The sequence below is a fragment of the Streptomyces tyrfis genome (assembly GCF_037034285.1).
Taxonomy (GTDB): domain Bacteria; phylum Actinomycetota; class Actinomycetes; order Streptomycetales; family Streptomycetaceae; genus Streptomyces.
This window is the reverse complement of sequence record NZ_JBAGJZ010000005.1, coordinates 29,178-50,702: the sequence shown is the minus strand read 5'-3', so window position 1 is coordinate 50,702 and position 21,525 is coordinate 29,178. Positions and strand designations below refer to the sequence as shown.

Sequence of the window (21,525 nt, the reverse complement as noted above, 5' to 3'; positions counted from 1 at the left end):
CGCCGGACTGACGGGCTGAGCGTCCCGATGCCATCACGTGATCAGGCTGTAACCGCTCGTTCGACCAACGCCAGGGCACGGTCCAGGAGTTCCCCGCGGTGTTCCGCGCCGCCGTCCAGCCAGTGGACCCGGGCGTCGCGGCGGAACCACGAGTCCTGCCGGCGCGCGAAGCGTTTGGTGGCGCGGACGGTCTCGGCGCGCGCCTCCTCCTCTGTGCACCGCCCGGCCAGCGCGGTGAGCACCTGCTGGTAGCCGAGCGCCCGCGACGCGGTGATTCCGTCGCGCAGGCCGCGGGCCTCCAGGTCGCGCACCTCGTCGACGAGTCCCGCCTCCCACATCCGGTCGACCCTGCGGGCGATGCGCTCGTCGAGCTCCGGACGGGCCACGTCGACGCCGATCTGGACGGCGTCGTACACCGCTTCGTCACCCGGCAGGTTGGCGGTGAAGGGCTTGCCGGTGATCTCGATGACCTCGAGGGCGCGGACGATCCGACGGCCGTTGCCCGGCAGGATGGCCCGGCCCGCCTCGGGGTCGGCGGCGGCGAGCCGGGCGTGCAGGGCTCCGGGGCCGTGCTCGGCCAGCTCCCGCTCCAGCCCGGCCCGCACCCGGGGGTCGGTGCCGGGGAACTCCAGGGCGTCGATGGCACCCTTCACATAGAGGCCGGAGCCGCCGACCAGGACGGGGGTGCGGCCCTCGGCGAGCAGTCGGTCGATCTCCGCCCGGGCCAGCCGCTGGTACGCGGCCACGCTGGCGGTCTCGGTGATGTCCCAGATGTCCAGCAGACGGTGCGGAACGCCTCCGCGCTCGTCCGGCGTCAGCTTCGCGGTCCCGATGTCCATGCCCCGGTAGAGCTGCATCGAGTCGGCGTTGATCACCTCGCCGTCGAGCCGCTGGGCGAGGAACACCCCCAGATCGGACTTTCCGGCAGCGGTGGGACCGACGACGGCGATGACCCGCGGCGCGGGAGCTGAGCTTGTCACCGCCCCAGTCTCGCAAACCTCCCGGGGTACTCCGAACGGGTCGCGCGCCCGGACCGGCGGCCGCGCCCCGGGCTGGTGCGGGCAGCGGTCGGGGACGGCGCGAATCCCGGCCCGCGCCAGTAGAATTTGTAGGTGAACGCGGGCGTTTATCCCGGTTTGCCATACGGTCGGCGCGGTGGTCGGCGGCGAGGCCGCGGAGGACGTCCGGAGACGTTTCTTCCGAGCAGGGACGGTGCCCGATGGGCTTCCTGGACACTTTGAAGGCGAAGCTGAGCCCCGCCAGGGACAAGGTCGGCGAACTCGCGCATCAGCACGGGGAGAAGATCGACCACGGACTCGACAAGGCGGCGCGGACGGTCGACGAAAAGACCAAGGGCAAGTACAGCGACAAGATCGAGTCCGGCGCGAGGAAGGCCAAGGAAGCGGTCGAGCGCCTGTCCCACAAGCATGAGGAGGGCACGCCCGAGCACGAGAAGGGCACGCCGCCGGACACGCCGCCGCCCACTCCGTGAGACGACGCCGGGCGGCGACGCCCGGGGGCGGGCGAGGTGTGCGCAGGGATCAAACCGGTACACGGCCGTACGGTGACCGAGCCGCGCGGCCGTATGCCGCGTGACCGCGCGCTCTCGGGGAGCGGTCGGGCGACGCCCCGGCGTGCGGGCGGACGTCCCGCGGCGGCTCAGGACCAGGCGGCCACCAGGTAGCCCACGCCGTAGGGGGCGTCCTCGTACAGCAGCCGCCCGCGCAGGCCCGCGCCCTCGGCGGCGCCCGCGAGCACCTGCCAGGGCGCACGGCCCGCCGCCTTCAGTTCGTACGCCAGCGACTCGTCCAGCGCGATGAGCGCGGCCGGATCGGCCGTGCCCAGGGCGTGCGCGGCGGCGGCGTCGAACGCCTCGGCGCGCTCGTCCAGATAGCCGGGGGCCTTGACCGTGCGGCAGGCGCTGCCGTCGCCCATGACCAGCAGTGCCACCCGGTCCGCCCGGGCGGCGAGATCCCGCCCGGTGCTCACGCAGCGCTCCGTTTCCAGGGGCTCCCCCACGCCGAGGCCCTCGACGGGCGTGTCCGCCCATCGTGCCCGGGCGAGCAGCCAGGCGCCGACCGCCAGGGACGGCGGAAGCGTACGCTCCGGGGCGGGCCCGAGATCGCGGCCCAGACGTACGCCGAGGTCGACGCCGAAGCCCCGGAAGGTGGCGACGGCCCCCTCGGCGTGCGGTCCGCGCCCGGCGTGGGCCGCTGGCCCGACCACGACCAGCAACTCGGGCCGGGCCGCGGCCAGCGTCTTCAGCGCGTCGGCGCAGGCTTCCCGCAGCGCGTCGAGTTCGGGCGCGGCGCCGGCGGCGACCTCGGGCACCAGCAGGGGCGGGCAGGGGCAGACAGCGGCGGCGACAAGCATGTCCGGCAGCGTACTGCCTGCGTGCGCCGCCTCCGCCGTCCGCCGCCTCCGCTCCCCCGGTCGCCGACGGGGCCGGTCCGCGCGCCGCGCACGCGCGCCGGGGGGGCCGACGGCCGCTGCGGCCGGTCAGTCGCAGCCGCAGCCGGGGGCCGCCACGGCGGGCAGCGGCGCCGGGGCGCCGATGCCCGGCAGCCCCAGCATCACGCCGGCCGGCTTGGCGGCCTCGGCGGTGTTGCGCCTCTCCCAGGCGTCCCCGGCCCGGGTCCGCCGTACGGCCACCGCCGGCCCCTCGGCGAGCAGGTGGTGCGGGGCCGCGTAGGTGACCTCCACGGTCACCACGTCGCCCGGGCGCACCTCCTCGTCGGGCTCGGTGAAGTGGACCAGGCGGTTGTCGGGGGCGCGGCCGGAGAGGCGGTGGGTGGCCCCGTCCTTGCGGCCCTCGCCCTCCGCGACCATGATCTCCAGCGTCCTGCCCACCTGCTTCTTGTTCTCCTCCCAGGAGATCTCCTCCTGGAGGGCGGACAGGCGCATGTAGCGCTCCTGGACGATCTCCTTGGGGATCTGCCCCGCCATCTCGGCGGCCGGGGTCCCGGGGCGCTTGGAGTACTGGAAGGTGAACGCGTTGGCGAAGCGCGCCTCGCGCACCACGTGCAGGGTCTGCTCGAAGTCCTCGTCGGTCTCGCCGGGGAAGCCCACGATGATGTCGGTGGAGATGGCGGCGTCCGGCATCGCGGCGCGCACCTTCTCGATGATGCCGAGGAAGCGTTCCTGGCGGTACGAGCGCCGCATCGCCCGGAGCACGGTGTCCGAGCCGGACTGCAGCGGCATGTGGAGCTGGTGCATCACGTTGGGCGTCTCGGCCATGGCGGCGATCACGTCGTCCGTGAAGTCGCGCGGGTGGGGCGAGGTGAAGCGGACCCGCTCCAGGCCGTCGATCCTCCCGCAGGCGCGCAGCAGCTTGGAGAACGCCTCGCGGTCGCCGATGTCGGAACCGTACGCGTTGACGTTCTGCCCGAGCAGGGTGATCTCCGAGACGCCCTCGGCGACCAGCGCCTCGATCTCGGCGAGGATGTCGCCGGTGCGGCGGTCCTTCTCCTTGCCGCGCAGCGCCGGGACGATGCAGAAGGTACAGGTGTTGTTGCAGCCGACGGAGATGGAGACCCACGCCGCGTAGGCGGATTCGCGGCGGGTGGGGAGCGTGGAGGGGAACGCCTCCAGGGATTCGGCGATCTCGATCTGCGCCTCCTCCTGGACGCGGGCGCGCTCCAGCAGCACGGGCAGCTTGCCGATGTTGTGCGTGCCGAAGACGACGTCCACCCAGGGGGCGCGCTCGACGATGGTCGTCCGGTCCTTCTGGGCCAGGCAGCCGCCGACGGCGATCTGCATGCCGGGGCGCCTGGTCTTCATCGGGGCGAGCCGGCCGAGGTTGCCGTAGAGCTTGTTGTCGGCGTTCTCCCGCACCGCGCAGGTGTTGAAGACGACGACGTCGGCGTCGCCGTCGGAGCCCTCCGCGGCGCGTACGTAACCCGCCTCCTCCAGCAGTCCGGACAGCCGCTCGGAGTCGTGGACGTTCATCTGGCACCCGTAGGTGCGGATTTCGTAGCTCTTGGGTGCTGGGACGTCCACTGCGGGGCTCCGGTCGCTGCTGCTGGTCATCCCTCAAGGGTAGGCGGTCCGCCGAGCGCCTCCCGCGCCGGAGGCCGCGGTCCCGGCCGGCGCGGAACGGGCCCGCCCGATCCCCTGGTCATCGCCGGGACGGGCTGGCAGGATCGCCGCCATGCTCCAGGCACCGCCCCGTCCCGGCCGCCGGCGCGCCCTCCGGGCCGGCGCCGTCCTCGTCGTCGCGCTCGGGCTGCTGCTGTGGTGGCTGCTCCCGCTCGGGAAGCCGGCGCCGAGCGGGACGCTGACCTTCAGCACCGGGGTGCGCAGCGGGGTGTACCAGCGGTACGGCGAGCGGCTGAGGGGCGATCTCGCCCGGGATCTGCCGCGGGTGTCCATCCGGCTGAGGACCAGTGAGGGCTCCCGGCAGAACATCGCGCGGGTGGCGACCGGGCAGGCGGACTTCACCATCGCCACCGCCGACGCCCTCGCCACCTATCTGCGCGACCGCGGTCCGGGCGCCGACCGGCTGCGCGGCTGCGTGCGGCTGTACGACGACTACATCCAGCTGGTGGTGCCCCGGGACTCGCCGGTGCGGCAGGTCTCGGACCTGCGGGGCAGGCGCGTCGGGGTGGGGCAGCCGGGGTCGGGCGTGCGGCTGGTCGCCGACCGGCTCCTGACGGCCGCGGGCCTCGATCCGGCGGACGACGTGCGGCCGGTGCCCGACGGCATCGACACCATGCCGCGGAAGCTGGAGCAGGGGCGGCTCGACGCCTTCTTCTGGTCCGGCGGTCTGCCGACCTCGGCCGTGCAGGAGCTGTCGGACCGGTTCCCGATCCGGCTGGTACCGCTGGAGGCGCCGCTGATCAAGGAGCTCCAGGCCGCGGGCGGGTCGGCCCGGCACTACCGGTCGGCCGTGATGCCCGCCGACGCCTATCGCACCGCCCAGCAGGGGCAGGCGGTGCCGACGGTGGCGATCGCCAATGTGCTGGTGACCACGGACCGCACCGATCCGTCGCTGACCGAGGCGTTCACCCGCACCGTGATCGACAGCCGGGACCGGATCGGGCGCGAGGTGCACGCGGCCCAGCTGGTGGATCTGCGGACGGCGATCTACACCGATCCGCTGCCGCTGCACGAGGGGGCCAAGCGCTACTACCGCTCGGTGAAGCCGTAGCGCGCCGCCGGACCGGCGTGGGGCCGCGTGCGGCTCGGGCGTGAGGCCCGCGTGCGGCGCGGACGTGTGGCCGGTGTGCCGGTGGGACCCGTGCGGGCCGTGAGGTTCCCGGAGGCCGCGAGGCCGTGAAGTCCACGCGTTCCACGCGCCCGGTACGTCCGCGTCGGCTCAGCCCTGGGGGCCGTTGCGCGGCACCGTCACCGTCACGCGCAGCCCGTGGGGTTCGTTGGCCGCGTAGGCGAGGGAGCCGCCGCCCGCCGCCAGGAGCGCCTTGGAGATGGAGAGCCCGAGACCGGAACCCTTCACGTTCTGGTGTTGTGTGCTGCGCCAGAAGCGGTCCCCGACGCGCTCCAGTTCCTGGGGGGTGAGGCCGGGGCCGCGGTCCGCGACGACGACCGTGACGTCGTCGCGCCCGGAGCCGACCGTGACCAGGACCTCCTCCCCGGCGGGGGTGAACTTCAGCGCGTTGTCGATGACGGCGTCCAGGGCGCTGGACAGGGCGATGGGGTCCGTCCACGCCGTCACGGCGGCCGGGCCGTCCGCCCGGAGCCGCACTCCCCTGTCGTCCGCGACCGGCCGCCAGGAGGCGACGCGTTCCTCGGTGAGCGCGCCGATGTCGGTGAGCTGGAGGTCGGCCGCGGCGTGCTCGGCCAGCGCCAGGTCGAGGAGATCGTCCAGGACCTGTGCGAGCCGCTTGCCCTCGGTGCGCACGGAGGCGATCTCCTCGTTGCCCTCGGGGAGTTCGAGCGCGAGCAGCTCGATCCGCAGCAGCAGCGCGGCGAGCGGGTTGCGCAACTGGTGCGAGGCGTCCGCGACGAAGGCGCGCTGCTGCTCCAGCACGGTTTCGACGTTGTCCGCCATCTCGTTGAACGAGCGTGCCAGCCGCCGGAGTTCGGGCGGGCCCCCGGAGGCCGCGACCCTCGACCGCATCCGCCCGCTGGCGATGTCGTGGGTGGCCGCGTCCAGGGTGCGCACCGGCAGCAGCACCCATCCGGTGAGCCGGATCGCGGCGCCGACCGCGACCAGCATGGCGACCGCCTCGCCGGCCGCGATGAGCAGCCAGCCGCGCAGGGTGCGCGCGCGCATCTCGGTGGTGGGCGAGTCGATGACCACGACGGCGACCACGTCGCCGTCCCGCACGACGGGCGAGGCGATGACGATCCTGCCCCGCTGCCACGGCCAGACCTGCGGCGGGTCGTGGCTGCGCCGCCCGAGCAGCGCCTCCTTGAACGCCTCGCGCCCCTCCCCGTCCAGGGGCAGTTCCCAGGCCGCGGGGGCCTTGGCCATGGCGCTGTCGTCGCGGTAGAGGACGCCGGCGTGGATGCCGTACACGGAGGCGTAGGTGTCCAGTTCGCCGCGCAGGGTGCGCCGCCGCTCGTCGTAGCCGGGGCTGCGCTCGGCGACGAACTGGGCGAGCGCGGCGAACCGCGCCGCGTCGTCGATGCGGTCGACGACGACGCGCTGCTGCTGGGCGTTGGCCACGCTCACGGCCAGCGGGAAGCCGAGCGCGAGCAGCACGCTCGCCATCAGCACGATGAGCAGGGGGAGCAACCGGGTGCGCACCTGGGACGTCCGCCTCTACTCGCCTCTGCTCGGCACCGTGAGCCGCCGTACGCCGCTACGCGGACGGGGCGACGAGGCGGTAGCCGACCCCGCGCACCGTCTCGATCAGGGCGGGCAGCCGCAGCTTGGAGCGCAGGGAGGCCACGTGCACTTCGAGCGTGCGGCCGGTGCCCTCCCAACTCGTGCGCCACACCTCGCTGATGATCTGCTCCCTTCGGAAGACCACGCCCGGCCGCTGGGCCAGCAGCGCGAGCAGGTCGAACTCCTTGCGGGTGAGCTGGATCTCCGCGCCGTCGACGCTGACCCGGCGGGTCGGCAGTTCGATCCGGACGTGCCCCAGACGCAGCGCGGCGACCGGCGTGGACAGGGTGTCCTCGCCCGTGGAGGTGCGCCGGCTGACGGCGTGGATGCGGGCGAGGAGTTCGCCGGTGTCGTAGGGCTTGACGACGTAGTCGTCGGCGCCCAGGTTGAGGCCGTGAATCCGCGACCGGACGTCGGAGCGGGCGGTCACCATGATCACCGGGGTGGAGGTGCGCTTGCGGATCTTCCCGCACACCTCGTAGCCGTCCTGGTCGGGCAGGCCGAGGTCGAGGAGCACGACGCCGAAGGGCTCCGTGTCCGCGGGCAGGAGCGCCTGGAGCGCCTCCTCGCCGGTGCGCGCGTGCACGACCCGGAAGCCGTGCCGGGCGAGTATCGCGGAGAGGGCGGCGGCGACGTGGTTGTCGTCCTCGACGAGCAGCAGTCTCATGCGCCCCCTTCCGATGGTGCGGTGTCACGTCCCGCAGGGTGTGTCCGTGGCCGCGCGATGCGCGGGCGGCGTCGGTGCCGTTTTCCGTACGCCTCTCGTCACTTCCCCGTACGGAGGTGTTTCACGTCATGGCGTACGAGGGCATCCACTCCGATGAGCGGTACGTCAGTCAAGGGCCCGCCCACCGCATCGAGCCATCTGTTATCCACCCGGTACGCCCCGGGCACCCCACCCGCACAGCCGCTCACAGGGTGTGTCCGTGGACCCGCGGATCGTTATCCTCAATTCTCGCTCAGATGTGATGACGCTGGTCGTACCGCACCCTAGGGTCCTTCCCAACCGAGGAGGACGGAGCAAGAAGCCGATGAGCGGAGTTTCAGTGACCAAGGGCGCCGAGGAGGCCGCGGTCGCGGCCAACGACCTTGTCGTACTGAGCGACGTCAACAAGCACTTCGGCGCGCTGCATGTGCTCCAGGACATCGACCTGACCATCGCCCGGGGCGAGGTCGTGGTCGTCATCGGGCCCTCCGGGTCCGGGAAGTCCACGCTGTGCCGCACGATCAACCGCTTGGAGACGATCGACTCGGGTGACATCTCGATCGACGGCAGGCCGCTGCCCCAGGAGGGCAGGGAGCTGGCCCGGCTCCGCGCCGACGTCGGGATGGTTTTCCAGTCGTTCAATCTCTTCGCGCACAAGACGGTGCTCGAGAACGTGATGCTGGGCCAGCTCAAGGTCCGCAGGACGGGCAAGAAGACCGCCGAGGAGAAGGCCCGTTCGCTGCTGGAGCGGGTGGGCGTGGCGACGCAGGCCGACAAGTACCCCGCCCAGCTCTCCGGCGGCCAGCAGCAACGCGTGGCGATCGCACGGGCGTTGGCGATGGATCCCAAGGTGATCCTGTTCGACGAGCCGACCTCGGCGCTGGACCCGGAGATGATCAACGAGGTGCTGGAGGTCATGCAGCAGCTCGCCCGGGACGGCATGACGATGGTCGTGGTCACCCACGAGATGGGATTCGCGCGTTCGGCCGCGAACCGGGTCGTCTTCATGGCGGACGGCAAGATCATCGAACAGGCCACGCCCGAGCAGTTCTTCAGCAACCCGCGCAGCGACCGGGCCAAGGACTTCCTGTCGAAGATCCTTCACCACTGATCGCAACCGATTGATCGCACCCGATCGATTCCTCACCGCCGGTCCCGGGGCCGGCGGTCACCCTCATCGCGTCAACTCTAGGGAAACCCACCATGCAGCTTCGTCAGGTCACCACCGCCTCGGCCGCCGTGCTCGCGCTCGCCCTCGCCGCCACCGCCTGTGGTTCCGACAAGAAGGACGGCGGTTCGAACGGTTCGGGCGGCGGCAAGATCACGATCGGCATCAAGATCGACCAGCCCGGTCTGGGCCTGAAGACCCCCGACGGCAAGTACACCGGCTTCGACGTCGACGTCGCCACGTACGTCGCCAAGGAACTCGGCTACGACGCCAAGGACATCGTCTTCAAGGAGACCAAGAGCGCCGACCGCGAGACGGCGATCGAGCGCGGTGACGTGAAGTTCATCGCCGCCACCTACTCGATCACCGACGAGCGGCTGCAGAAGGTCGACTTCGCGGGCCCGTACCTGCTGGCGCACCAGGACATCCTCGTCCGCGCCGACGACGACTCGTTCAAGTCCCCGGCCGACCTCAACAACAAGAAGCTGTGCTCGGTCGCCGGCTCGACCTCGGCGAAGAACGTCCACGACAAGCTGGCGCCGAAGGCTCAGCTCCAGGAGTACGGCGGCTACTCGGAGTGTCTGTCCGGTCTGGAGAACAAGGCCGTCGACGCGCTGACCACCGATGACAGCATCCTGGCCGGTTTCGCCTCGCAGCAGAACTTCCAGGGCAAGTTCAAGCTGGCCGGCTTCAAGATGACCAACGAGAACTACGGCATCGGCCTGAAGAAGGGCGACGAGGACCTCAAGAAGAAGATCAACGACGCGCTCACCAAGATGGTCTCGGACGGTTCCTGGGACAAGGCCGTCAAGGACAACTTCGGCCCGGCGAACTACAAGAACGAGCCCGCCCCGAAGATCGGCGACATCGTCAAGTGAAGCGGGGCTGACCGGGCGCGCCGCCCGTGACGGCGGCGCGCCGTGCCCTCCCTCCGACACGCGGAAGCGCGGGAGATCGTGTTCGACTTTCTTGAAGGTTACGACCTGCTGGGGGCCTTCTGGGTGACGGTGCAGCTCACCGTCTACTCAGCTCTCGGCTCCCTCATATGGGGAACGCTACTGGCCGGCATGAAGGTCAGCCCGGTCCCCCTGATGCGCGGCTTCGCCACCGCGTACGTGAACGTGGTCCGGAACATTCCGCTGACCGTGATCATCGTGTTCTCGTCGCTGGGTCTCTCCCAGACGCTGAACGTCACACTCGGCGCGAGCGATTTCAAGGACATCAACTTCCGGCTCGCGGTGCTCTCCCTGATCGCCTACACCGCCGCCTTCGTCTGCGAGGCGCTGCGCTCCGGCATCAACACGGTGCCGGTCGGCCAGGCCGAGGCGGCACGTGCGCTCGGGCTGAGCTTCACCCAGGTGCTGTGGCTGATCATCCTTCCCCAGGCGTTCCGCGCGGTGGTCAATCCACTGTCCAACGTGCTGATCGCGCTGACGAAGAACACCACGGTGGCCGCCGCGATCGGGGTCGCCGAGGCCTCCTACCTGATGAAGGGCATGATCGAGGCCGAGGCCCAGCTGATTCTGATCGCGCTGGTCTTCGCCTTCGGCTTCGTCGTCCTGACCCTCCCGACCGGCCTGATCCTCGGCTGGGTGAGCAAGAAGGTGGCGGTGAAGCGATGAGTTCCTCGGTTCTCTACGACGCCCCCGGCCCCCGCGCGAAGGCGCGCAACATCCTGTACACGGCACTGTTCGTCGTGTGCGCCGCGGTCGTGGTGTGGTGGGTGTACGACGGCCTGGCCGAGAAGCACCAGCTCGACTGGGTCAAGTGGAAGCCCTTCTTCACCAGTTCCCAGCCGTGGGAGACGTACATCTGGCCGGGGCTCCAGAACACCCTCAAGGCGGCGTTCTTCGCCCTGGTCATCGCGCTGCCGCTGGGCGCCCTGTTCGGTATCGGCAGGCTCTCGGACCACCGGTGGGTCCGCGTGCCCTCCGGGGTCGTCGTGGAGTTCTTCCGCGCCATTCCCGTGCTGATCCTGATGATCACCGCGAACGCGGTGTACGCGGAGTACACCGACATCAGCACCGATGTCCGCCCGCTGTACGCCGTGGTGACCGGTCTCGTCCTGTACAACGCCTCCGTGCTGGCGGAGATCGTGCGGGCCGGCATCGACTCTCTGCCGAAGGGGCAGGCGGAGGCGGCCAAGGCGATCGGCATGCGCAAGAGCCAGATCATGACGTCCGTGCTGCTGCCGCAGGCGGTGACGGCCATGCTGCCGGCGATCGTCAGCCAGCTGGTCGTGATCATGAAGGACACCGCGCTCGGCGGCGCCGTGCTGACCTTCCCCGAACTGCTCGCCTCGGTCCGCCCGATGAGCGCCAACTACGGCGCGAACACCATCGCCTGCTTCACCGTCGTGGCGGTGATCTACATCGCGGTGAACTTCGCGCTCACCACGTTCGCGCGCCGGCTGGAGCAGTGGCTGCGGCGCGCCAAGAAGAACAAGGGCACCTCGCCCGGGGGCGCACCGACGACGATCGGTGAGCCGGCGCTCGTGGTCGAGGACGGGCACGCGGCCTGACCACGCGTCGTACCAGGCGCCCGAGGGGCGGTGGCGGTCATGCCACCGCCCCTCGCCGCTTCCGGTGTCGCTTGACGCGGGCACCGGCAGTAGGTTGCATACGTTCTGTGATCGCGCCCCCTTCCCCCGCCGCCACCACACCTCCTCCGTCCTCCGGTCCGTCCACGGGCGGTTCGCCCCTCTCACCCGCGTCGCCGCCGCCGGTTCCGGCTCCGGCGCCGACGGCGTGCGCACGGATTCGAGGAGCCGCCCCGTGGACCCGGTGATCGTGGTCGGCGCGGGGCCGGTCGGCCTGGCGCTGTCGCTCGCCCTCGCCGCGCAGGACGTCCCCTGCGTCCTCCTCGACGAGGATCCGGAGCGGAACGAGACGCGCCCCGCCCGGACCGTGGTGCTGCGCGAGGACACCGCCGACCTGGTGGAACGCCTGGGCTGCGAGACGCTCCGGCACGAGGGCGCGCGCTGGTCCGGCTGGCGGTCCATGCGGCGCAAGCAACTGGTACGCGAGCTGCCCCTGGGCGCGGGCGGAAGCGGGGACGGGGACCCGGAGGACGCCGACGACGCGCCGCCGCCCCCCTCCCCCGTCCATCTGCCGCAGCACGCGCTGACCCGCGGCCTGCGGGACGCGGTGGCCGCGCACCGGCTCGTGCAGGTGGCCGCGCCCAGCCGGATCGACTCGCTGGAACAGGACGCCACCGGGGTCACGGTGCGCACCAGGGAGCCGAACTCCACGTGGTGGCGCGGCAGTTACCTGGTGGGCTGCGACGGCGCCAGGTCCACCGTGCGCAAGCTCCTCGACATCCGTTTCCCCGGGCGCACGGCGGTGGAGCGGCACGCGGTCGCGGCGCTGCGCGCCGAACTGCCGTGGCCCGGACGGGCCGTGCTGCACCGGCTGCCGCCGTGGCGCGGCGGGGGCGCCGAGGTGACCGCGCGGCCGCTGCCGGACGGCGTCTGGCGGCTGGACTGGCTGCTGCCGCCGCGCGGCGAGCTGGTCACCCCGGACGCCCTGATCGCCCGCATCCGGGACACCCTGGACGGCTGGTGCGGGCAGACACCGGCGTACGAACTGCTGGACACCGGCGTGTACACGCTGCACCACCGGCTCGCCCTGCGCTGGCGGGCCGAGCGGGCCTTCCTGGCCGGGGACGCCGCCCATCTGCTGGGCGCGCTGGGCACCCAGGGGCTCGACGAAGGGGTGCGGGACGCCGAGAACCTCGCCTGGAAGCTGGCCCTGGCCTGGCACCACGGCGCCTCGGACGCGCTGCTCGACAGCTATCAGGCGGAGCGGCGGGCGGCGGTGGCCGCGCGGCTGCGCGCCGCGGACCAGTCGCTGCCGATCCTGCGCGGCGGCGGAGGGCTGCGGAGCCTGGTCCCGGGGAGCGCACGGGGGCACGACTCGCTGCTCATGGACGGGCATCTGGGCCGGGGCCCCCTCGGCGCGCCCCCTTCGTACTCGCATTCGCCCCTTGCGCCGTCGCATGCCGAGGCGCACACCTTTGTGGGTACGCCCCCCGGTGCGCCGGTCACCGATGTGCGGGTGACGGCGCCCGACGGCACCGCCGTACGGCTGCGCGAGCGGCTGGGGCGGGGGAAGCTGCTGGTGCTCCTGGTGGCGCCGGGCACCGGGGTCTGGGACCGGCGGCACTGGAAGTCCGCGGGCGTCATGCCGCGTCTGGCCGCGGCCGTCGACGCGCTGCCGGCCCCCGGCGAGCTGCTGGTGACGGAGGGCTACCCGGGCGCCCCGGCCCACACGGTGCTGCTGATCAGGCCCGACGGTCATCTCGTGGCGTCGTTCGGCGGGGTGCGGGCGCAGGAGCTCTTCGCCGCGGCGGACACGGTGCGCGGCGGGGCGGCGCCCACCGCCGCCCGCGCCGACCGCACGGCGGACATCAATTGACCGCCGCGCGACCGCGTGGTGTACTCCGGAACGTGACCGACACCGATGTGCGCCTGTGGCGGAGGGTCCATATGGACCTCGTCCGCTATGCGGGCTGCGTGTGTCGCCCGTCCTGCTGAACTCGCCCCTTCCTTGCTACGCCGTGCGCTCACCCGTACGGCGTGCCTCCGCGCGAACCCTTCAGGACGGCTCCCCTTGTCTGCGTCTGCTCCTTCCTCGCCCTCCCCTTCCGCACCCTCCGCGTCTCCGCCCGCCGGCCCCGGCGCCGGTTCCGGCCCGTCGGCCGCCGAGCTGCTCGACTTCGTCCGCCGTGTCGCCGCCGACGCCGCGATCGTCGCCTCGCTGCCCCTCGATCCCGAGGGGCGCACCTGGATTCCGCTCGACGGTCCCGGCGTCAGCGAGGCATGGCTGATCGGCTGGCCGCCGGGCGCCGGCACCGGCTGGCACGACCACGCCGACTCGATCGGCGCGTTCACCACCGCGACCGGCGCTCTCAAGGAGTACTCGCTGGCCGCCCGGCTGCCCACCGACGGCTGGAAGACCCTGGAGCTCACCGAGGGGATCGACCGCTCCCGGGCGCTGCCCGCCGGGCAGGGCAGGGCGTTCGGCCGTCACCATGTCCATGAGGTGCTGAACGAGTCCACCACGGAGCACGCCGTCTCCGTCCACGCGTACTTCCCGCCGCTGCCCCGCATCCGGCGGTACAGCCGCACCGGCACCGTGCTCCGGCTCGAACAGGTCGAACGTCCGGAGGACTGGCAGTGAGCCGCCCCCGCCCGGCCGGACCGCCCGAGCGGACCGGCCCCGCGGGCGGACCGGCGCCGGTCGGAATCGACGAACTGCTGGAACGGGTCCGGTCCGGGTTCGTCAGGGTCGGCCCCGGGGAGGCCGCCGCCGCGGCCGCCGACGGGGCGCTGCTCGTCGACATCCGCTACGCGGAGCTGCGGAGGCGGGACGGGCTGATCCCGGGGGCGCTGGTCGTCGAGCGCAACGAACTGGAATGGCGGCTCGATCCGTACGGGAGCCACCGGGTCCCGGAGGCGGTGGGCCACGATCTGCGGATCGTGGTGATCTGCGACGAGGGGTACGCGTCGAGCCTCGCCGTCGCGTCCTTGCACCGACTGGGGCTGCACCGGGCGACGGACCTGATCGGCGGCTTCCAGGCGTGGCGCGCGGCGGGGCTCCCCGTCCAGGCGTGAGAAGGCTCGCCGGGCCCGCCCGGGGAACTCGTGTGGGGGGCTCGCGCGGGACTGGCGGGCTCGGGGAGCTCGCGCGGGCACGAGATGCGCGCGGGCGCGAGATGTTCTGGGTGCGCCGGCTCGCACGAGATGCGGGGCGCGGGCGCGGGACGCGGGTGGTGACGCGCGGCGGTGACGTGCGGTCCGACTTGCGCGGGAGCGGTGGGCCCCCACCCCGCGTCGGCCCGGAACCGGCCGGGAACGGCCCGGCTCCGCGCCGTCGGCGGCGGGCCGCCCGCACCTCGCCCATCCCCCGGATCCCCGGCGACACACCCGAATGCCGCACTCCGGTGGAGCGATCTGCGTTCACGGCGGACATTCAGCACAAAGTCGGATATTCGACTCCACGCCGAGAACCCGCCGGAGGCTGCGCGCCCATGCCGACCCCGATCCCCACCCCCACGCCCTCTCCCGCCCCCGCCCCCGCCCCCGCACTGACCCCCGATCAGCTCGATGCCCAGGCGGCACGTCTGTACGACACGGAGGCCTGGCGGCAGATCGTCTCCGGCTGGGGGCTCACCGCCGCCGAGCCCGAGCCGGCACCGCCCCTCTCCCCCGGAGCCACGGAACAGGCAGCCGGAACGACGGAGAAGACGCCCGGGGGCGCGGAACGGGCGCCGGACCACGGGACCGCGGACTGGCGCGCGCTGCTCTCCGTACCGGTCGAACAGCTCATCGCCGAGTCCGTCCGCGCCCTGTCGGGCAGCGCCCCGCGCGAGCGCCCGCTCCCCGGGCGGCTGGGCGCGATCCTCCCCGACCGGCTGCACTCCTGGCGGCGTATCGGGCAGCCCGACGTGCGCCCCTCCACCCATCTCGCCTACGCGCGGAAGATCCTGACCGAGTGGGGCTGGCAGAACACTCCCTACCGGCTTCGCGACATCCGGGGGGCCCGCTGCGTCTGCGGCGCACTGCTCACCGCGCACCGCTTGGGCTACGGCTCGCTGGACACCGTGGACCGGGCGGGCGCCTGGCTCGTCACCGAACTCCGCTCCCGGGGCTGGACCGGCCTGATCGGGCCGTGGAACCGTCTTCCCGGCCGCACCGCCGAGGAGGCGGTCGCCCTCGTCGACGCCGCCATCGCCCGCGCCGCCCGCGCCGGCGAGTGAGGCGGGGCGGGGCGGGGCGGCGGGGGACGCTCCGTGCGCGACGACGACGGGCGCGGCCCGCGACCGCGCCTCCCGGCCCGGCGGCCTGGCCGGCCCCTTCCGGTCCGGCCGCCGGCTGACGGGCCGACCGGCCCCGGCGCGTCAGCGGGCCCCGGCACGTGGACCGGTCCGGCGGCCGGTCCGGCGCACCGCGGCTCAGTGCCGCCCGGTGAGCAGGGCGTCGGCCAGCTCGCCCAACGGCCCGCCGAGTTCCCCCTCGGTGGCCGACGCGAGCGGCTCCAGGCCGCGGGACGCCCGCAGCACCGTGATGCCGAAGGTCACCGACAGCACGAGCTGGGCGCGCAGCAGCAGCCGGTCCCCGTCGGGGGCGTCGGGCCGCCACCCGGCCGCCGCGGCGAGCCGCTCGCTGAACGTGCGCAGCAGACCGGTGCGCATCTTCTCGGTACGGTCGTCGCCCGAGGCGCGCAGCAGCAGGAGGAGGGCGTCCCGGGAGCCGTCCGCGGTGAGCAGACCGGCGGTGTAGGCGCCGATCCGCTCCGGCACCTGCTCCAGGCCGGCCACCGCCCCCGCCTCGCGGCCGAGTTCGTCGATGACCCCCTTCAGGCAGGCTTCGAAGAGCCCTTCCTTGGACTGGAAGTAACGGTTGATCAGCGCGACGTTGACTCCGGCGTCGTCGGCGATGTCGCGCACGGTGGTGGCCGCGTATCCGTCGTGCGCGAAACGGCGGCGGGCCGAGTCGAGCAGCAGCGCACGGGTTCTGGCACCGCCTCCGCGCCGGGATGCCGCCGGGCCGCCGGCCGACGACGTCGCGGACGGCGCACCGGCCGACCGGGTCCGGGGCTGCGTACCGGCCTTCGACGCCTGGCGGGCGGGACCGGCCGGGGTGTTGCTGGCTTTCATCGCTGTCCTCTCTCCACCCGAACGGTACGTCCCCCGCGATGTAAACAAATGTTGACCACACGCCCGGAGCTGCTCTAGCGTCTGTGTAAGCAGTTGTTTACATGAGGCCCCCGGCGCGCGAACCGAGCCCGGCGGCCTCCTCACTTTCTGGAGTCCCGAATGGACGCCCCCCAGCCCACGGCCCGCACCGGCGGTGTGGTCGCCACGCTGGCCCTCGCCGGCATCACCGCCGCGATCATGCAGACACTGGTCACGCCGCTCATCGCCGAGTTGCCCGAGATCCTGCACACCACATCGTCGAACGCGGCATGGGTGATCACCGTCACCCTGCTGGCGGGCGCGATCTGCGTGCCGATCTCCGGACGGCTCGGTGACCTGACCGGCAAGCGCCGCATGCTTCTGGCGTGCTCCGTGCCGCTCGTGGCGGGCTCGCTGGTGTGCGCCCTCGCCTCCTCCGTCGTGCCGATGATCGTCGGGCGCGGGCTGCAGGGGATGGGCATGGGCATGGTGCCGCTCGGCATCGCCCTGCTGCGTGACGTGGTCCCGCCGGAGAAGCTCAGTTCCTCCATCGCGCTGGTGAGCGCCTCCATGGGCATCGGCGGCGGGCTCGGCCTGCCGATCGCGGCGGCGGTCGCCCAGTACGCCGACTGGCGCGTGCTGTTCTGGGGCTCCGCCGTGCTGGCCGCGCTGATCGCCGTGGCGATCTGGTTCCTCATCCCGGAGGTCCCGGCCGGCGCCAGGGGTGAGCGCTTCGACGCCCCGGGAGCGGTGGGCCTCGGCGCCGGGCTGATCTGTCTGCTGCTCGCCGTGTCGAAGGGCGCCAACTGGGGCTGGGGCTCAGCGACCACCCTCGGGCTGTTCGCCGCCGCCGCGGTGATCCTGCTGTCCTGGGGCGCCTGGGAGCTGCGCACCCGCGATCCGCTGATCGACCTGCGCACCACGGCCCGCCCGCGGGTGCTGCTCACCAACGTGGCCTCCGTCTTCGTCGGTTTCGGCATGTACGCGAGCATGCTGGTCGTGCCGCAGCTGCTCCAGTTCCCCGAGGCCACCGGCTACGGGTTGGGACAGTCGATGCTCGCCGCGGGTCTGTGGATGGCGCCCGGCGGGATCATGATGATGATCGTCTCGCCGCTCGGCGGGAAGCTCACCGACGCCCGCGGCCCGAAGTTCACCCTGATCTGCGGTGTCCTGGTGCTGGCCGCCGGGTACGGCCTGTCGCTGGCGCTCATGGGCTCCGCGTGGGGCCTCATGCTGGCGCTCATGGTGATCAACAGCGGCGTGGGCCTCGCCTACGGTTCGATGCCCGCGCTCATCATGAGCTCGGTGCCACTCGCCGAGACGGCCGCCGCCAACGGCTTCAACACCCTCATGCGTTCACTCGGCACCTCGGTCGGAGCCGCCGTGATGGGCGTGGTCCTCTCCCAGCTGACCGTCACCATGGGCGGCCACACCTTCACCTCCGAGAGCGGGTTCCGCACCGGCCTGGCCATCGGCTGTGGCATCGCACTGGTCGCCGCGCTGATCGCCGGCCTCATCCCGGCCGTCCGCGCCGTCTCCGGCAGCAAGGACGGGGGTGCCGCCGCCACGTCCGGGCAGCCGGCGCCGGACCACCAGGCCGCGGTCGAGGTCTGAGCCGACGACCCGACCGGGTCTCCACCCGACCCGCCGACGCCGTGGCGCCGGTGGCTCCAGGCTCCCGGCTCCGCCGCTGTCCACCGCGCGCCTCCCCCCACGCCGCCCGACGGCCGCAAAGCGCCCTCGCCCGACGTGCTCGCGCCCACGCCGCTGCCGTCACAGGCGAACCGCCGCGCGGAACGCACGCACCCTCGTGCGGCCGATCAGAACGGCTCGTCCAGCCCCTCCGTGTCCTCCCCCTCCTCCTCCAGCGCCTGGCGCACCACGCGCAGGGCCATTCCTTCCCCGTAGCCCTTGCGGGCGAGCATGCCCGCGAGACGACGCAGCCGCCTGTCCCGCTCCAGCCCGCGAGTGGAGCGCAGCTTGCGCGCCACCAACTCCCGGGCGGTCGCCTCCTCCTGCTCCGCGTCGAGCTGCCCGACCGCCTCGTCGATCACGGCCGAGTCCACCCCCTTGGTGCGCAGCTCGCGAACGAGCGCGCGGCGGGCGAGCCCCCGGCCGTGGTGCCGGGACTCCACCCACGCGTCCGCGAAGGCGGCGTCGTCGATCAGGCCGACGTCCTCGAAGCGCGACAGCACCTCCTCCGCCGCCTCGTCCGGGATCTCCCGCTTGCGCAGGGCGTCCGCGAGCTGCTTGCGGGTGCGCGGGGTCCCGGTGAGCAACCGCAGGCAGACGTTGCGGGCCTGCTCGACCGGATCTCGCGGTTCCCCCTTCTCGGCCCTCGACGAGGAGGGGGAACCGCTGCTTCGGGAACGGGAGCGGGCACGGCGCCCCGCCCCCTCTCCGGAACCGGAGGCCGAGCCGGCCCCGGAGGCCGCCCCGCGTCCGCCCCCGTCCTCGCCCTCGGAGGCGTGTCCGGCAGCGAACCCGGATCCTGGGCCGACGCCCGGGCCAGGGGCGTCGAGCGGCCAATCCGTACGACGCGTCACGGCCTAGCTCTTGGCCGCCGCGGCCTTGGCGGGCTTGGTCTTGCCCGCCGGAGCGGGCACCGGCTTGGCGCTCTCCGCGGGGGCCGCCGCACCGCTTGCCGCACCGCCCTCGGCAGCCTTGTCCTCCGCCCTGACGCCGACGCCCAGCTTTTCGAGGATCTTCTTCTCGATCTCGTTGGCGAGGTCGGGGTTGTCCTTGAGGAAGTTGCGGGCGTTCTCCTTGCCCTGGCCGAGCTGATCGCCCTCGTAGGTGTACCAGGCGCCGGCCTTGCGGACGAAGCCGTGCTCCACGCCCATGTCGATCAGGCCGCCCTCGCGGCTGATGCCCTGACCGTAGAGGATGTCGAACTCGGCCTGCTTGAAGGGCGGCGAGACCTTGTTCTTGACGACCTTGACACGAGTGCGGTTGCCCACGGCCTCGGTGCCGTCCTTCAGCGTCTCGATCCTGCGGATGTCGAGGCGCACCGAGGCGTAGAACTTGAGGGCCCGGCCACCGGTCGTGGTCTCCGGCGATCCGAACATCACGCCGATCTTCTCGCGCAGCTGGTTGATGAAGATCGCCGTGGTCTTGGACTGGTTGAGCGCGCTGGTGATCTTCCGCAGCGCCTGGCTCATCAGACGCGCCTGGAGACCCACGTGCGAGTCGCCCATCTCGCCCTCGATCTCCGCGCGCGGCACGAGCGCGGCGACGGAGTCGATGACGATCAGATCGAGGGCGCCGGAGCGGACCAGCATGTCCACGATCTCCAGGGCCTGCTCGCCGTTGTCCGGCTGCGACAGGATGAGGTTGTCGATGTCGACGCCGAGCTTCTTCGCGTACTCGGGATCGAGGGCGTGCTCCGCGTCGATGAAGGCCACCGAACCACCGGCCTTCTGCGCGTTCGCCACGGCGTGCAGCGTCAGCGTCGTCTTCCCGGAGGACTCCGGTCCGTACACCTCCACCACACGACCGCGCGGCAGACCACCGACGCCGAGAGCCACGTCGAGCGCGGTCGACCCGGTCGGAATCACCTCGACGGGCTCGTTCGGCCGCTCGCCGAGACGCATCACGGCACCCTTGCCGAATTGCCGTTCAATCTGTGCGAGCGCGGCGTCCAGCGCCTTCTCGCGGTCGGTTCCTGCCATGGGTTCCACCCGATTTGCTTGTGTCGATCGCTTCACGTCAAAGACGCTAACCCCTGCCACTGACAATGGGCCTCGACGTCCTCCCGGCCTGTGGAAAACTCCGCGGCCGAGCCCGGGGAGGACCCGGCCGGAATCTCACCGGAATCCCATAAGAATGGATGTTCGATTTTAGTGTCAAGCGCACGCGCCGGGCCGGGCCGGCCCCGCCGCGCGTACGCGTGCGCCGGGCGGGGCCCGGGCCCCGCCCGGCGGCTCAGACGCTCTCCGGGCTCCTCGTCTCCGCGGCCCCGGCCGGTCCGCCGCCGCCCCCGTCGTCCCCGCCCGTCCGCCAGGACCGGCGCAGCCGCGTGAGCAACGCCTCACCCCGCTGCCGGCCGCCGCCGTGCACCCGGGGGTCGTCCGTCACGTCGTACCGCTTCACATAGGCGCCGAGGAACGCCTGGAGGGTGGCGACGGCCGGGATCGCGATCAGCGCGCCCACCGCGCCCATCAGCGCCGTGCCCGCGATGACCGAGCCGAAGGCGACGGCCGGATGGATGTCCACGGTCCTGGCGGTGAGCTTGGGCTGCAGGCCGTAGTTCTCGAACTGCTGGTAGACCACGACGAAGCCGAGCACCCACACCGCGTACCAGGGGTCGACGGTGAACGCGATCAGCATCGGCAGGGCCCCCGCCAGATACGTGCCGATCGTGGGGATGAACTGGGAGACCAGGCCGACCCAGATGGCGAGCGCCGGGGCGTACGGGACCCCGAGGATCACCAGCACGACGTAGTGGGCGATCCCGGAGATGAGCGCCATCAGGCCGCGCGAGTAGAGGTAGCCGCCCGTCTTGTCGACGGCGATCTCCCAGGCCCGCAGGACCTCCGCCTGCCTGGCGGGCGGCAGCACCGAGCACAGGGCGCGGCGCAGCCGGGGGCCGTCGGCGGCGAAGTAGAACGAGAACAGGGAGATCGTCAGGAGCCGGAACAGCCCGCCGAGCACGGTGGTGGAGACGTCGAGCACGCCGCTCGCGCTGTTCTGGACGTACTTCTGCAGCCAGTCGGAGTGCAGCAGGCTGTCCTGGACCTCGACCCGGGAGAGTTCGGTGTGGAAGGTCTGGTTGATCCAGTTGATCACCGAGTCCAGGTACTTCGGGAACTCCTCGACCATGTCGACGATCTGTCCGGCGAGCATCGAGCCGAGCAGGACGACGAAGCCGGTGGAGGCTATCAGCACGATGAGGAAGACCAGGAAGGTGGCGACACCGCGGCGCATTCCGCGGGCCGACATCCGGCTCACGGCGGGTTCGATGGCGAGCGCCAGGAAGAACGAGATCAGTACGTTGATCAGCAGCCCGACGAGCTGGTCGAACGCCCAGCTGCCGAGCTGGAAGCAGGCGTAGAGCGCCAGGGCCAGCACCATGGCGCGCGGCAGCCACACGGGCATGCGCGCCATCGGCCTGGCACCGGCCGTCGCGGCCGGCGGATCCGGCGCGACGGGCCGGGTGGGGGCCGTCCGGTTCCGGACGGT

21 protein-coding genes are annotated in these 21,525 nt (G+C 72.4%); 12 read left to right on the top strand and 9 right to left on the bottom strand.

What is annotated here, in order from left to right:
* Positions 1 to 41 precede the first annotated feature (41 nt).
* Positions 42 to 980 carry a tRNA (adenosine(37)-N6)-dimethylallyltransferase MiaA gene (miaA, locus tag WA762_RS05515; protein WP_335933376.1) on the bottom strand — a complete coding sequence of 313 codons (939 nt, stop codon included), beginning with the start codon at positions 978 to 980 and terminating at the stop codon, positions 42 to 44.
* Positions 981 to 1,219: 239 nt separating this feature from the next.
* Here miaA and WA762_RS05510 point away from each other — a divergent pair, with 239 nt between their 5' ends.
* Positions 1,220 to 1,492 (top strand): antitoxin, encoded by a 273-nt coding sequence (locus tag WA762_RS05510; RefSeq protein WP_335933374.1) that lies wholly within the window; start codon positions 1,220 to 1,222, stop codon positions 1,490 to 1,492.
* Between the two features lie 167 nt (positions 1,493 to 1,659).
* Here the strand turns inward: WA762_RS05510 and WA762_RS05505 are convergent, their stop codons facing one another.
* Both WA762_RS05505 and miaB read right to left on the bottom strand, forming a co-directional pair.
* Positions 1,660 to 2,373 (bottom strand): class III extradiol dioxygenase subunit B-like domain-containing protein, encoded by a 714-nt coding sequence (locus WA762_RS05505; RefSeq protein ID WP_335933373.1) that lies wholly within the window; start codon positions 2,371 to 2,373, stop codon positions 1,660 to 1,662.
* Positions 2,374 to 2,499: 126 nt separating this feature from the next.
* A complete protein-coding gene (gene miaB, locus WA762_RS05500; protein WP_335933372.1) occupies positions 2,500 to 4,029 on the bottom strand; it encodes a tRNA (N6-isopentenyl adenosine(37)-C2)-methylthiotransferase MiaB in 1,530 nt (509 codons plus the stop codon).
* Between the two features lie 121 nt (positions 4,030 to 4,150).
* Between miaB and WA762_RS05495 the strand changes: the two genes are divergently transcribed.
* On the top strand, positions 4,151 to 5,149 hold the full coding sequence (locus WA762_RS05495) for a TAXI family TRAP transporter solute-binding subunit (protein WP_335933371.1): 999 nt from the start codon (positions 4,151 to 4,153) through the stop codon (positions 5,147 to 5,149).
* 168 nt (positions 5,150 to 5,317) lie between these two features.
* Here WA762_RS05495 and WA762_RS05490 read toward each other — a convergent pair whose 3' ends face one another.
* Positions 5,318 to 6,712 (bottom strand): sensor histidine kinase, encoded by a 1,395-nt coding sequence (locus tag WA762_RS05490; protein WP_335933369.1) that lies wholly within the window; start codon positions 6,710 to 6,712, stop codon positions 5,318 to 5,320.
* A gap of 55 nt (positions 6,713 to 6,767) precedes the next feature.
* On the bottom strand, positions 6,768 to 7,460 hold the full coding sequence (locus WA762_RS05485; protein WP_335933368.1) for a response regulator transcription factor: 693 nt from the start codon (positions 7,458 to 7,460) through the stop codon (positions 6,768 to 6,770).
* A gap of 364 nt (positions 7,461 to 7,824) precedes the next feature.
* Between WA762_RS05485 and WA762_RS05480 the strand changes: the two genes are divergently transcribed.
* The 9 genes from WA762_RS05480 to WA762_RS05445 all read left to right on the top strand — a co-directional run bounded on the left by WA762_RS05480 (position 7,825) and on the right by WA762_RS05445 (position 15,426).
* On the top strand, positions 7,825 to 8,610 hold the full coding sequence (locus tag WA762_RS05480; RefSeq protein ID WP_335933367.1) for an amino acid ABC transporter ATP-binding protein: 786 nt from the start codon (positions 7,825 to 7,827) through the stop codon (positions 8,608 to 8,610).
* Positions 8,611 to 8,702: 92 nt separating this feature from the next.
* Positions 8,703 to 9,545, top strand: coding sequence for a glutamate ABC transporter substrate-binding protein (locus WA762_RS05475; RefSeq protein WP_335933365.1), 843 nt, complete (start codon positions 8,703 to 8,705; stop codon positions 9,543 to 9,545).
* Positions 9,546 to 9,623: 78 nt separating this feature from the next.
* Positions 9,624 to 10,289, top strand: a complete 666-nt coding sequence (locus WA762_RS05470; RefSeq protein ID WP_335933363.1) for an amino acid ABC transporter permease — start codon at positions 9,624 to 9,626, stop codon at positions 10,287 to 10,289.
* Positions 10,286 to 11,188: an amino acid ABC transporter permease gene (locus WA762_RS05465; protein ID WP_335933361.1), complete on the top strand. Its 903-nt coding sequence runs from the start codon at positions 10,286 to 10,288 to the stop codon at positions 11,186 to 11,188. The genes WA762_RS05470 and WA762_RS05465 overlap by 4 nt, the downstream gene beginning before the upstream one ends.
* A 253-nt stretch (positions 11,189 to 11,441) precedes the next feature.
* Positions 11,442 to 13,082, top strand: a complete 1,641-nt coding sequence (locus tag WA762_RS05460) for an FAD-dependent monooxygenase (RefSeq protein WP_335933360.1) — start codon at positions 11,442 to 11,444, stop codon at positions 13,080 to 13,082.
* A 32-nt stretch (positions 13,083 to 13,114) separates the two neighbouring features.
* Positions 13,115 to 13,201, top strand: a complete 87-nt coding sequence (locus WA762_RS35635; RefSeq protein WP_311605579.1) for a putative leader peptide — start codon at positions 13,115 to 13,117, stop codon at positions 13,199 to 13,201.
* A 76-nt stretch (positions 13,202 to 13,277) separates the two neighbouring features.
* Positions 13,278 to 13,847 carry a cupin domain-containing protein gene (locus WA762_RS05455; RefSeq protein ID WP_335933358.1) on the top strand — a complete coding sequence of 190 codons (570 nt, stop codon included), beginning with the start codon at positions 13,278 to 13,280 and terminating at the stop codon, positions 13,845 to 13,847.
* A complete protein-coding gene (locus WA762_RS05450; RefSeq protein WP_335933356.1) occupies positions 13,844 to 14,281 on the top strand; it encodes a rhodanese-like domain-containing protein in 438 nt (145 codons plus the stop codon). The genes WA762_RS05455 and WA762_RS05450 overlap by 4 nt, the downstream gene beginning before the upstream one ends.
* A gap of 416 nt (positions 14,282 to 14,697) precedes the next feature.
* On the top strand, positions 14,698 to 15,426 hold the full coding sequence (locus WA762_RS05445) for a DUF6197 family protein (protein ID WP_335933354.1): 729 nt from the start codon (positions 14,698 to 14,700) through the stop codon (positions 15,424 to 15,426).
* A gap of 195 nt (positions 15,427 to 15,621) precedes the next feature.
* Here the strand turns inward: WA762_RS05445 and WA762_RS05440 are convergent, their stop codons facing one another.
* On the bottom strand, positions 15,622 to 16,326 hold the full coding sequence (locus WA762_RS05440; RefSeq protein WP_335933353.1) for a TetR/AcrR family transcriptional regulator: 705 nt from the start codon (positions 16,324 to 16,326) through the stop codon (positions 15,622 to 15,624).
* Positions 16,327 to 16,485: 159 nt separating this feature from the next.
* Here WA762_RS05440 and WA762_RS05435 point away from each other — a divergent pair, with 159 nt between their 5' ends.
* Positions 16,486 to 17,958 carry an MFS transporter gene (locus WA762_RS05435; protein WP_335933352.1) on the top strand — a complete coding sequence of 491 codons (1,473 nt, stop codon included), beginning with the start codon at positions 16,486 to 16,488 and terminating at the stop codon, positions 17,956 to 17,958.
* Between the two features lie 206 nt (positions 17,959 to 18,164).
* Here the strand turns inward: WA762_RS05435 and recX are convergent, their stop codons facing one another.
* The 3 genes from recX to WA762_RS05420 all read right to left on the bottom strand — a co-directional run bounded on the left by recX (position 18,165) and on the right by WA762_RS05420 (position 21,441).
* Positions 18,165 to 18,890 carry a recombination regulator RecX gene (gene recX / locus WA762_RS05430; RefSeq protein ID WP_335933350.1) on the bottom strand — a complete coding sequence of 242 codons (726 nt, stop codon included), beginning with the start codon at positions 18,888 to 18,890 and terminating at the stop codon, positions 18,165 to 18,167.
* A gap of 3 nt (positions 18,891 to 18,893) precedes the next feature.
* Entirely contained in the window at positions 18,894 to 20,015 is a 1,122-nt protein-coding gene (gene recA / locus WA762_RS05425; RefSeq protein ID WP_335933349.1) for a recombinase RecA, read from the bottom strand.
* 253 nt (positions 20,016 to 20,268) lie between these two features.
* On the bottom strand, positions 20,269 to 21,441 hold the full coding sequence (locus WA762_RS05420) for an AI-2E family transporter (RefSeq protein ID WP_335933613.1): 1,173 nt from the start codon (positions 21,439 to 21,441) through the stop codon (positions 20,269 to 20,271).
* Positions 21,442 to 21,525: the final 84 nt, after the last annotated feature.

What these genes read in the sequence shown, in the direction of transcription:
- WA762_RS05510 (WP_335933374.1), top strand. Translation starts at nt 1,220, where the DNA reads ATGGGCTTCCTGGACACTTTGAAGGCGAAGCTGAGCCCCGCCAGGGAC.
- WA762_RS05495 (WP_335933371.1), top strand. Translation starts at nt 4,151, where the DNA reads ATGCTCCAGGCACCGCCCCGTCCCGGCCGCCGGCGCGCCCTCCGGGCC.
- WA762_RS05485 (WP_335933368.1), bottom strand. Translation starts at nt 7,460, where the DNA reads ATGAGACTGCTGCTCGTCGAGGACGACAACCACGTCGCCGCCGCCCTC.
- WA762_RS05505 (WP_335933373.1), bottom strand. Translation starts at nt 2,373, where the DNA reads ATGCTTGTCGCCGCCGCTGTCTGCCCCTGCCCGCCCCTGCTGGTGCCC.
- WA762_RS05465 (WP_335933361.1), top strand. Translation starts at nt 10,286, where the DNA reads ATGAGTTCCTCGGTTCTCTACGACGCCCCCGGCCCCCGCGCGAAGGCG.
- WA762_RS05480 (WP_335933367.1), top strand. Translation starts at nt 7,825, where the DNA reads ATGAGCGGAGTTTCAGTGACCAAGGGCGCCGAGGAGGCCGCGGTCGCG.
- miaB (WP_335933372.1), bottom strand. Translation starts at nt 4,029, where the DNA reads ATGACCAGCAGCAGCGACCGGAGCCCCGCAGTGGACGTCCCAGCACCC.
- WA762_RS05435 (WP_335933352.1), top strand. Translation starts at nt 16,486, where the DNA reads ATGGACGCCCCCCAGCCCACGGCCCGCACCGGCGGTGTGGTCGCCACG.
- WA762_RS05440 (WP_335933353.1), bottom strand. Translation starts at nt 16,326, where the DNA reads ATGAAAGCCAGCAACACCCCGGCCGGTCCCGCCCGCCAGGCGTCGAAG.
- recA (WP_335933349.1), bottom strand. Translation starts at nt 20,015, where the DNA reads ATGGCAGGAACCGACCGCGAGAAGGCGCTGGACGCCGCGCTCGCACAG.
- WA762_RS05475 (WP_335933365.1), top strand. Translation starts at nt 8,703, where the DNA reads ATGCAGCTTCGTCAGGTCACCACCGCCTCGGCCGCCGTGCTCGCGCTC.
- WA762_RS05445 (WP_335933354.1), top strand. Translation starts at nt 14,698, where the DNA reads ATGCCGACCCCGATCCCCACCCCCACGCCCTCTCCCGCCCCCGCCCCC.
- WA762_RS05420 (WP_335933613.1), bottom strand. Translation starts at nt 21,441, where the DNA reads ATGCCCGTGTGGCTGCCGCGCGCCATGGTGCTGGCCCTGGCGCTCTAC.